Here is an 11,547-nt window from a genome sequence, read left to right on the forward strand (position 1 = left end):
CTTTATTTTTTATTACTATTATAATCAACGACAATACCGTTGACCAACATTTTAGAACCTTCGTAAGTGATGGCTCCCCCAGAAGGAACACAAACAATTACAGCTGCATTTTCAGGTGCCAGTTTAATTTTTTTAGAAGAAGAAACGTTGCGAGCAACAAAACTTCCCGAAACGGTATTGTACAAATCCACTTTTTCGCCTTCCTCCACTTTAACCGAAACTTTTTTAGCGGTGTCATACGGATTGTAATACAAGAACGAAGGATAGGCTTTGTCACTAAAGAAATCGGTAGCCAACAAATTTAATTGCAGGATTCCCTCAACATCGGTGGTGCGGATGATACTTCCAAAAATCCCAACATGTCCACTTCCGTAAACACTGAATTGTGATTCCTCTGGATTTTGTCCTGGTACCCAAAGTGGTCCGTCTCCTTGAGCCACGGGGCCTTTCAAATTTTCATATGCTTTATAACTTGACTGCTTGATGATTCCTTCATAGCCTATAACGCCCTTGGTAACCTCAGCCAGTTGCGGAATCGTTTCATGTTCATCCGGCATGTATTGTGGATAGAAAAACCGTGAGGCATTTGCGGCGTTCAACATCCATTTTCCAATTGCGGTTGCATACGATTGATCGTATCTAACCATTGGTACCAATGGCAAAGCATGGTCGTAAGTATTCATTAAAAAACCGTATCCACCGTGGTCTATTGTACTGCCACTAATACCTGAAATGTCGATGCCGTTCCAGTTCCCAACCAAAATTCCCCAACCTTCACGGCAAATTGCGGTACCGTCAAAAGTCCAGCCAAGTAATTTGTTGACATCGAAATTGGTGCCTTCCTCGGCGTTCATTCTTGCTGCTAACGCAGCTCCAAATGGAATTAATATCTCGTAAGTTGGATTTGTTTTATTGGATTCTAAAGCCGTTAAAGCAGAAATCGCGCCTTTTAAATATTTTTTATCTCCAAATTTTTTATAAGCGGAATATAAAACCCAAGCATGACCAGCTGCTATATCAGGTTGAGCGCAGATGTTGTTTTTCATGGGTTTCATTTTGCCATAATCAAAATAGGAATAATCATAATTTCCATTTAAAATCAAATCGGCATTATAAAATTTATCTGCGATCGTTCTTGCAATCTCTTCGAAACCAGGTTCGCTGGGATATTGGTCGTAAATCGCAAAAAACAATAAGTTCGGATAGACATCATACCACCAATCCCGCCCATAACCTCCACCCAACAAAGCCACTTCGGGACTGGTATTATTCATCATAATATTCCAACCCGTATCTTTGTTGAAGTAATTTTTGAGCATAGCTACATAATTCCGATTATCTTGATTGCTTTTGTCAATACCTACCAAACTAGCTCCTAAAGTTGCGCCCATCGTGGCAAGTGCCTCGTGAAACATTCCCTTATTATTGGTTCCTTGTCGCACATCACCAACCGCTGTATATAATCCTACAACGTTTTGAGAGAAATTATTTTTGGTGCTATCAATCCATACCAAGGGCCAAAATTTACCTTTGGCATTAAAATCGTACACCGTACTGTCAAAATTGATAGCGAGCTTTTTATAATCAATGATTTGAAGCGGTTGTGGTAAATTGGGCATATTTGAAATACGCTGTATTGCTTCTTGTTTTAAAGCAGGAATAGTAGCAACAGACGATTGAGTCGTGTTACAAGAACTAAAGCTAATACAGATTAGGAGAGCTACTAAATGAATTGTTTTACGCATCTTTATTTTCTAGTTTATTTTGTTGTTCCAAAAGTTGTTTCGCGATGAGGATGGAGAGTAATTGCATTACTGCTATGATTAATAAGGCATATCTTAACGCATTATCTGCATTTCCGAAATAGGCAATACCTAAAAAAGTACCTGCCCCTAAAAGGCGTCCCACGTACAATCCAAATTCGTGATTCAATATATATGAAAATTCATTTCTATTTTCGATAACAGATAACATATCAATGACTTTCAGTTGAATTGGAAAGTAGGCAATATCAAGAATTGGCCTTCCGATCAACAATAGGAATATAAAGATAATTACTCCAGTTGAATTAAACATCAAGGTGTTGAAAAAGGAGGCTAAAAAGAAAAATATGAGCCCGATACTAAAAATCAGCAATCGGTGCTTAGGCTTAGAAAGTTTGCCAAGAATTAGCATAATCACCGCAGCAACTATGGCTCCTACAGATTGTGCTGTTCCCAAAGCTCCTTCAGAAGCAAAAAACTTCATCATAAGCATAGCTGGAGCTGTTACGATAAATCCTTGGGCCAGGCCTTTTAATACGGCCATCTGAAGCATTTTTGTCCAAAGTTTGTGAAACTTGAAATAGAGGAACTTCTCATTCCTAGGTTTTTCATAATCACCAAAATGGAATACTATGGAAGCAAGAATAGTGAATATAAAAACGACCCCAGTAACAACTCTATATCCTGAATTTACGCTTTCATTTGTAGTTGAATCACTACCATTCATTAGGTACCACCCAATGATTATGGGTACTATAACGGCGGTTAAAGTATAGAAAAATGTGTCAAGTCCATAGTAGAAGTTCCTTGTTTTATCAGTTGTGGTTGCGAGCACTAAATAATCCCTATTGGACCAATATAAACCGAAGGACATTCCCATTATCAATCCAGCTGATATTAATCCACCGTAACTGATTTCGTCTAAGGACATCATATAAACCATAGAAACGCCACTGAGCAGCATCCCGAGCGAGAATAATTTTTTGATGTTAACGGTATTCAGTAAAAAGCCATTGATGAAAAACGTAATTGGAATACCAGTATAAATCGCTAATTGATACATCATTACTTTAGATGGATCATTAGAATTTCGCATGATGTATGATGCAACGAAAATATCAATTACTGGTAAAACGAAGGCATAAATTAAATTGGTAAGAATTAAAATCTTGGTACTCTTAGAAAAATCTTTGAGTCCTATTTTTGCTAATTGTTCCATTATTGTCCTAGTGTTTTTAAAATGGCGTCAATGGAGAATGTGGCTAAACCAACAAATTCATCCGCTGCTCCATAATACATTTGTATTTTATCTCCATCAATGATGTGTCCATTTGTAAATATTACTTCTCCAAAAAAGCCTGTTCTTTCATAGGTTTCTGTAGGTACCATAATAGGCTCTTCTGAGCGGGCCAAAACGATAGAAGGATCTTTAAGGTCTAATAAAAGAGCGCCTAAGCAATACCTGTTTTCTTTTGTGGCTCCATGATAAATTTCCAGCCAGCCTTTATCCGTTTTTATTGGAGCAGCTCCAGCACCTAATCGTTTGCTGTCAAATTTTCCCTCGCGAGTTTTGGCGATGCATTTGTGGTTTCCCCAATGAACACCATCAGGAGATTCTGCTAACCAAATATAATTACCACCCAGTTCAGGGCTACTTGGACGATGCAAAGCATAAAATTTATCGTTGAATTTTTCTTCAAAAACGGCACAATCTTTATTGTGTGGACTAAAAATCATCCCCTTTTTCTCAAATATTTTCCAGTCAGTTGTCGTTCTAAGACCAACACCAACACCATTTGAAGAAACCATAGTGTAAGTAAGATGGTAGGTATCTTCAATTTTAGACACACGGCAGTCTTCTATACCATAGGTTTCATATTCCCCTTCTCCAAATAATGAAGAATAATTAGAATCTTCCTTGAAATCAATTCCATTGTCACTCCAAACCAATCGTAAATGGGATATGGTTGTGAGGTAATCAACGCCATCGTACTGGATTACTCTAGAGTCTGATGCAGTCAATTTTGGATCGTCAAGGTTAAAATCTACTATTTTAACTTTTCCGACATTATTATATATTGGAACAGATAAAAGACCTTCTTTCTGTATTGTTCTTTCGGCTACTCTTACAAGTAGTCCTGTTTTTCCCTTGAATTCAAATGCTCCTGGATTTAGTAAACATTCTATAATCATGTTCTCATTACTAGATTTTAAATCTTTGGGTGATAATATGGGATTGCTTTTATACCTATTTGCGATATCTGTCATAATTATGCATTTTTACTTTTTAAATCTATTTGTTGTCTAATTAAAGCGTCAATCAAAGAAACAGCGTACAAAGCTGATTGTTTGTGATAAAGATCATTAAGCTTTTAGAATCAATATTTAAGTGCTTGGTGCTTATAAAGAAAGAAACTAGATAATTTTTATAGAGAGGAATTGAACTGTTATTTATCTTATTGTTTTAATTTTTCCATTTCTAGTAAAACCAATAATGATTCAATTGTAGATTCAGCACCAGAATTTTTGTTTACTTGCGATGCACTAACGATTCCATCAAAACAAATACCTGAATCATAGTTATAAATTGCTGTTCCTGCATCATTACTTCCGGAGAGCCAAGCGGCAAAATTTTTGGTAAGCGTCAGATGATTATTATTTTTCGAATAGCGATAAGCTTCTGAAGTTGCAGATACGATTGGTCTGATACCATAAGCAATTTGAGGGAATTTAGTTTTGCTGATTTCATTGTAATTACTTCCTTTAAAGTCTATAAAAAACCCTTCCGCAAATCCGCTTTGCAATAATTTTGGATAAAAGTTGTCAATTTCTTTTAAGGCACTGTCAATGTATTCTTTTTTATTTAAAGCTATTCCAGCTTTTAATAATGCATTGGCTTGATCATTTCCGTAAGCATGCCATTGGTTTTTGTAACTTAAAAAAACACCATGTGGATAGTTATTGGCATCGCCTTTTTGCGCTAGCATTATTCCTTTTGCAAGGGCGTCAATCATAAGAAGATTATCATTATCAGAAGTTCTTTCGTAATTCTTCAGTAACCCAATTATTAGCAATGCAGCCTGATCTGAGGCATATTTTTGAGGAAGCCAAGTCGGTGTCTCTATACCGTCTATAGTTTCGGTAGTAAAAGAACCAATAGGAAGATCTCTTTTTATATTTGTTTTTAATTTGACAATAGATTGCTCAATTCTTTGTTTCATATCAACATCATTTTTCAATAAAGGATAAGCGGCCTCTAATCCCCATAATGCCCGCAAAGACCACCAGTCTAATTTCGCAATAGATGTAGGATGCCAAGTGTTTACTGTTTTATCCCAAAATATAAAATTGTTAAAATAGCCATTTTCATTTTGCATCGACAAAACAAATTCAGTCAATTTTTTGATCTTGTCTAGTGCACCTGCATCATTACCATAAACATTGACGTATTCTGTCAACATAATTACAGCTCTTGCCACATCATCAACACATGAAATTCCCTCGTCCGGATCTTCCAATGGTTCATAAGCAGGGAATTCACTGTAAATACAAATCATTGCTGCTTTTTTTCCTTTGAAATCTATCTCTTTATAAAGATGGTTGAAGTGCTTTAAATTTACCTCCCTCTGTAATGGAGTTACAGCAAGGGGTATTACTTCAGTTTTGCTGCAAGAAATAAAAAGAAAAAGACTATAAAAAAGAATTGTTCTGTGAAATTGAAATGCCATTGTATTTTGTTTATTCTATAAATAGAAATTTATAAAGAATTCTGTGAAATAAGAAGTGATAAAAATTAGTAAATCTATAATAAAGCGGATTCCATATACATTCTGATAATTATTAGTATAATGGTGAAAAGGGTTTAGTGAAAAAAAAATAGAGAAGTGAATACTAAAAAAACACTTCTCTATTGATTTGTTTAAATGCTATTTTATTTAAAGGATTAACTTATAAGTAATTACGGTTTTTTCTCTGTATCGTATATTGCTTTCACTTGAGCTTCTGTAAGAACTGATTTGTACATTCTGATATCATCTAAAGAACCCTTAAAATATCCACCCCATTCAGCAGGAATAATCTTGTCAGCGTCATAATTTGCTGGTGTCGCAGCATATTTACTAGAACATACACCGAATGTCAAATCATGACCCGTTACAGCAACTAAAGTTCCTGGAGTATTGTCCCAGTCTTTGACTTTTGTACCATTAATATAAAAAATGGTGTGTGAATCTCCAAAAGTAACAGTGATATGGTACCATTTATTTAATTCAAGAATACCTTCAGCATCATCTCGATCATATATACCGTCCGTAACTGTAGCGCCTGTGAAAAATGGTTTGTTGTCACCTTGAAGTTGAAATTTATAACCATTCCAAGCATGCAATCCCATAAAACGATTATTATCATTTTTTTCTGCTGCGTTAATCCATAACGAAATAGACATTTTTGCAGGATTTAATTTCGCATTGTAAGGAACTGTGATCTTAGCACCGTTATCAAATGCAATTGCTTTATTAGAATTTCCGTATCTGTCGGTTGTCCATGTTGGCACTGCAGTTCCCGTTCCTAATACTGATGCTCCAAAAGTTCCAGTAGCATTGGTCGTTGAGTAATCTTTAACTGTCGTCCCAGTCCCTTCATCAAACGTCCATTGTCCCACTAAATTGGCGGCGTCAATAGGAGTGACCTTTTTAGTTTCAAAAAGGGCAATAGCTTGATTAAGTTGAACTATCATGTTGTCAACTTCTAACTGTGTTGCAGTTGTTCTAGTTGCCAATGCTTTAGAGACATCAAGTGTTGTTTGAAGTGTAGCCTTTGATCCTAAAATGTACTGACCGTCAGCGCTTCCTTCAAGAGAGGCGTCAAGCATCGTTTGGGTTGAAGTATTAAGAGCTGTTAAATTGGATTTGTTAACGACTACTGCTTCGTCCTCGCTAGATTTTGAGCAGCTTGCAGTAAGGAATAATCCTCCAAATAGAACAGCAAGAATACTTGCTTTCATGTTAATCTTTTTAGTAATCTTCATAATAATTAATTTAAATGTTAGTGGTGGTAAATGTTAATAAAAAATATTGTTATCATAATTTTGTGTTGGTATCTCTCTCACTTTGAGGTAAAGGGAAATATCGATTGTTTTCGTATGTAAAATTCGCGTCCTTAAGTGCATTTTCTGAATAAATCTTCCCATATCTCATAATATCATAGAATCTGTGAAATTCTAATCCCAGCTCAACTCTTCGTTCATGACGTATTGCATCTCTCAAGGAAGATTGCACTGAGTTTGTAACATCAGGAAGTAAAAGAGGAGGTACAGTTCCAAAACCAGGAAGACTAGTGTCATACAAATAACTATTGCGAGCCCTTTCTCTAATTTTATTCAAGGGAATTAGAGCGTCTGAACCTCTTGCCAATTCATTTAACACTTCTGCTTTTATCAATAAAATTTCAGAATATCTCATAAAGACATAATTTTTAGGACCATCACCTATTGGCGTGCTGCCAACAACATCGTTAGTTTGTTTTTTATCCAAATAACCAGTTGCTGGAGACCAATCGGGATCGAAATCTTGTCCGTCAACCCATTTATTTCCTAATCTTCCAACAGAATAATCTAATCTTGGATCAGACACTAAACCAGCTGTTTTTTCAAATTCATCAACAAAACTGGCAGTTGGGGCATTAAAAAAGTAGCCGTTTAAATAAGCAGGTGAAAAATACTGATTAAGATATGTCCCCTGAAAAACAATTTGATTAGGGAGATGTTGAATCTCAAAAATAGACTCCGAATTATTCTTGTGCTCTAAATCAAAATTGTTTGTGTAAAGGGGTGTTAAGGCATAACCCATACCTTCTACCTGAGTTACAATTGCTAAAGCCTCAGTATATTTTTTTTGAAAAAGAAATACTTTAGCTAGTAAACCTAGAGCTGCTCCTTTTGTTGCTCTTCCCAAATCAGCAGGTCCGTATGCTGGCGCTAATGTAGTAGAAGCATCATCTAAATCTTTGACAATTTGTGCGTACACATCATCAACCGATGAAAGTGGAACACTTAAATCATTTACATCTAAAACTGGCGCTACTCTTAACGGTACATTACCGAAAATATTGGTTAAATGAAAATAAAAATAGGCTCTTAAAAATTTTGCCTCTCCAACTATTCTGTCTCTCAACACAGGATCCATATTTATTGAAGGCACATTGTAGATTATGTTATTTGCTCGTGCTATACCCTCATAATAATGTTGCCAGAAAGCTTCAATTGCACCATTATCTGGAATTACTTCAAAAGTGTCAACATACCCGATATCACTTGCATCTCCAGCATTTCCACCTTTGACGGTGTCATCTGATGCCACATCGCCAAACACCCATAAATTATTATTCGTGCTGTTAAAACTCGCAATCTGGTAGGTTGCGTTTATTGCTGAAATAGCTTGATCTTTCGTTTTGAAAAAAGTGTCGGTTGTGTATTGTCCTTTAAGCTCAGTATCTAAATCACTACAATTTACAAATAGCGTTACTAAACTTATTGATAGAAATATTTTTTTTATTTTCATAATCTTAAAATGTTAATTGTAAACCAGATTGTATCACCGTCGAATTAGGATATGTCCCAAAATCGATTCCTGCAGCTAAATCCCCTTCAGATCTGGAATTGTCATTAGTCGAAAACTCGGGATCTAATCCTGAATATTTAGTCAATGTCAATAGGTTGGACGCTGAGATATATATTCTTAGTTTAGATAAATTGAGCGCTTGTAGAAATTTTCTATTGAATTCATAGCCTAATTGAACATTTTTCAATCGAACAAAAGAGCCATCTTCTAAAAACCTAGTTGACGGTCTAGTATTGTTCGATTTAGCTGCCCAAGAAGCTCTAGGCTGGGTATTGCTTGTCCCTTCCCCTGTCCAACGTTCGTCGTAATACCGTTGGGTAACGTTAAATGGTCTATAAAAGCCTTCACTATCAGTGTTTATTTGGTTGTATATTTTATTTCCGTAGGCTCCTGAAAAGAAAATTTCTAAAGATAAATTCTTGTACTTGAATTCCGTATTCAGTCCAAAGGTTACATCAGGTATAGAACTACCAGTATGAGAGCGGTCTAACTCATTAATTATCCCGTCTCTATTGATATCCTTATATTTGACATCACCGGGATGAATATTGTTCCCTTGGAATGCGCTTGTTAATATTTCAGTTGTGTTTTGAAAAATGCCTTCCTGGGTGTATAAAAAAAACGAACCTATTGGTTGTCCCACTTCGGTTTTGGTTGCATAAACATTATTATCTATGCGTCCCGCTAAAATAGGCGCATCTAATTGCGTTACTTCGTTGTGCAACAAAGATGCATTTGCTTTTATCGAATAGCTAAAATCATCGCTAACTAGTTTTCGATACGTCACATCAAACTCGTATCCTGAGTTTAACACATTACCCGAATTAAAAAAAGGTGCTCCAGCATTTCCATTTGAAGATGGCATTGAGATTCTTAAGAGCATGTCTTCTGTACTTTTATGAAAATAATCGAAAGTAAATTCGAGTTGCCCGTAAAAAAAACTTATGTCTGTACCTACGTCAACTTGTTTACTGGTTGCCCATGACAATGAATTATTACCTAATGAAACTACCGCACTTCCTGTTTGGCTAACTCCTCCAAAAGGATAATTATAATTTATGCCAACTAATGAGGAATAGGCGAAATCCGGGATTTGCTGATCTCCCACCGCACCATAACCAGTTCTAAGCATCCATTTGTTAATATATTTATTGTTTTTCAACAAATCCTTATCGATTCGCCATCCCAACGAGGCTGAGTAAAAGTTTCCCCATTGGTTTCCTTCAGCAAAGCGAGATGAACCGTCTCTTCTTACTACTCCAGAAACAAAATATCGTGAATCGTAATTGTAATTAGCCTGTGCAAAAAAAGAGCGTAATACTGACTTGCTTACTGCTTCAGATGAATTATCAAGTCCCTTGCCATTTCCTAGGGTTACTAATAATGGATTTTGATCCACAAAATTCCGATCTGACGCCTCAAAATATTCTTCATTGTTAACTATATTTTCATTCCCCAGCAGCGCTGTAAAACTATGAAGATCGTTAAATGTATGCTTATAATTCAATACATTGCTAATTGTAGAATTCGATACTAAGTTGGAACTAATTATAAGTGAGTTCGGATTGTTAATTCTATCTACGTCCCCCCAAGTTTTATTAAATCTCCTCTGTTTGAAGCTAGATCTATCTACCCCTATTGTTGATATTACAAATAAGTCATCCGATAAATCAAACTTGAAATTCACATCTCCAAATAGTCCGTTGTTTTTTCTAACATTGTCAGTATTTTGTAAAACCCCGACAGGATTGTATCCATCGCCAAAAAAATCCGTTCTTTCGGGTCTATCAACAAAGACGCCTTCCGAGTCATATATTGGAATAGCGGGCGTTCTAAAAAAGGCATATCTTATGGCGCTTCCTCCATTACCACCAAATCCATCGCCAGAACTTCCTACAATGTTATTTTCATCACTATATACATTTAAGTTTAACCCTATATTAAGCCAACTTTTAACGGCTGTATTCATACTAAATTTTGCATTAGCCCTAGCATAAGAACTTTCTAATAAAATACCCTCCTGGTCAAAATACCCTCCTGAGAAGTTATAGGTCGTTTTTTCGGTACCCCAACTAACTCCTAAGTGATATTGTTGCAAAAGAGCACTTCTAAAAATCGACTCCAAATGATTTACATCCGGTAATGTTGCGGCATATTCTGGCGAAATTTTCTTTCTTATCAAAAAGGATTGATCTGATGAAAGAAAGGAATTATCATTATCAGCTGCCTCATTATAAATTTCTACATACTTATTTTTACTAGTCATTTTAGTAAGTTCCCCATGTCTTTGTAATCCTAAACTAGAATTAAAAGTAATTTTAGCGTCCTGTCCTTTTTTACCTTTTTTAGTAGTAATAAGAACAACGCCGTTACCAGCTCTAGAGCCATATATTGCTGTTGATGCGGCATCTTTCAAAACTGAAATATTTTCAATATCTGCGGGCGATATATTATCCATTCCATTATTGGTAGGAATCCCATCTATAATATATAAGGGTGCATTACTTCCACTTAAAGAGCCAACACCTCTTATTCTAATTTGCGCTCCTTCACCTGGGGCCCCAGTGTTTGAAGTTACCCTAACGCCAGAGACTAAACCTTGTAATGATTGCGAAGCAAAAGGAGAAACGGATTTGTTAAAATCTTCAATGTTTACTGTAGATACAGCCCCGGTAAGATCCTTTTTCTTTTGCGAGCTATACCCAACAACTACAATTTCATCTAACTCCGTTTTACTAACCTTAAGAACGACATATAATTTCGTTTTTCCATTTAGGGATATCTTTTGCGTTTCATACCCAGCATAGCTAAATTCAAGGACAGCATTTGTATCAATATTTACTAATTCATACGCTCCCTCTAGGTTGGATTGTACTCCAATTCTGGTTCCCAAAACATGAATATTAACTCCTATCAAGGGCACTCCAGCTTCATCGGTTACATTTCCTGTCACGTCAATTTGTTGCCTATCTTTTACTATCAAAAGGGGTAAATTAGAAACTTTTGGTCCGATTCTGGCTTTGCTTTCAAATACATTGTTGGCGAAGCCTTGCTGTGTAGTGATTAGGAATAGAAAAAATAGTTTTCTATGATTCCAAAATTTTGTTGAAAATTCAATCATTCTAGTTACTTGTTTTTGGTTGTTGTAAAGCTTGTAGTCAATAAAT

7 protein-coding genes are annotated in these 11,547 nt (G+C 35.9%); all 7 read right to left on the reverse strand.

Annotated elements, in window-relative coordinates; all coding sequences use genetic code 11:
- Positions 1–2 precede the first annotated feature (2 nt).
- Positions 3–1,745, reverse strand: coding sequence for a hypothetical protein (locus tag ACEN2H_RS00585; protein ID WP_441729533.1), 1,743 nt, complete (start codon positions 1,743–1,745; stop codon positions 3–5).
- Positions 1,738–2,982 (reverse strand): MFS transporter, encoded by a 1,245-nt coding sequence (locus ACEN2H_RS00590; RefSeq protein ID WP_441729534.1) that lies wholly within the window; start codon positions 2,980–2,982, stop codon positions 1,738–1,740. Before ACEN2H_RS00590 ends, ACEN2H_RS00585 begins: the two co-directional genes overlap by 8 nt.
- Positions 2,982–4,031 carry a glycoside hydrolase family 130 protein gene (locus ACEN2H_RS00595; RefSeq protein WP_441729535.1) on the reverse strand — a complete coding sequence of 350 codons (1,050 nt, stop codon included), beginning with the start codon at positions 4,029–4,031 and terminating at the stop codon, positions 2,982–2,984. The genes ACEN2H_RS00590 and ACEN2H_RS00595 overlap by 1 nt, the downstream gene beginning before the upstream one ends.
- Positions 4,032–4,219: 188 nt before the next feature.
- The gene (locus ACEN2H_RS00600) at positions 4,220–5,491 is read right to left on the reverse strand and encodes a hypothetical protein (RefSeq protein WP_441729536.1); all 1,272 of its coding nucleotides are present in this window, start codon (positions 5,489–5,491) and stop codon (positions 4,220–4,222) included.
- Between the two features lie 230 nt (positions 5,492–5,721).
- Positions 5,722–6,789, reverse strand: a complete 1,068-nt coding sequence (locus ACEN2H_RS00605; protein ID WP_441729537.1) for a LamG domain-containing protein — start codon at positions 6,787–6,789, stop codon at positions 5,722–5,724.
- 52 nt (positions 6,790–6,841) lie between these two features.
- Positions 6,842–8,320, reverse strand: a complete 1,479-nt coding sequence (locus ACEN2H_RS00610) for a RagB/SusD family nutrient uptake outer membrane protein (RefSeq protein WP_441729538.1) — start codon at positions 8,318–8,320, stop codon at positions 6,842–6,844.
- A 4-nt stretch (positions 8,321–8,324) separates the two neighbouring features.
- Complete coding sequence (locus tag ACEN2H_RS00615; protein WP_441729539.1) at positions 8,325–11,501, reverse strand: SusC/RagA family TonB-linked outer membrane protein; 3,177 nt, start codon at positions 11,499–11,501, stop codon at positions 8,325–8,327.
- Between the last annotated feature and the right edge of the window lie 46 nt (positions 11,502–11,547).

Source organism: Flavobacterium sp. W22_SRS_FP1, from assembly GCF_052113685.1.
In the GTDB taxonomy this organism is placed as follows: Bacteria; Bacteroidota; Bacteroidia; order Flavobacteriales; family Flavobacteriaceae; genus Flavobacterium.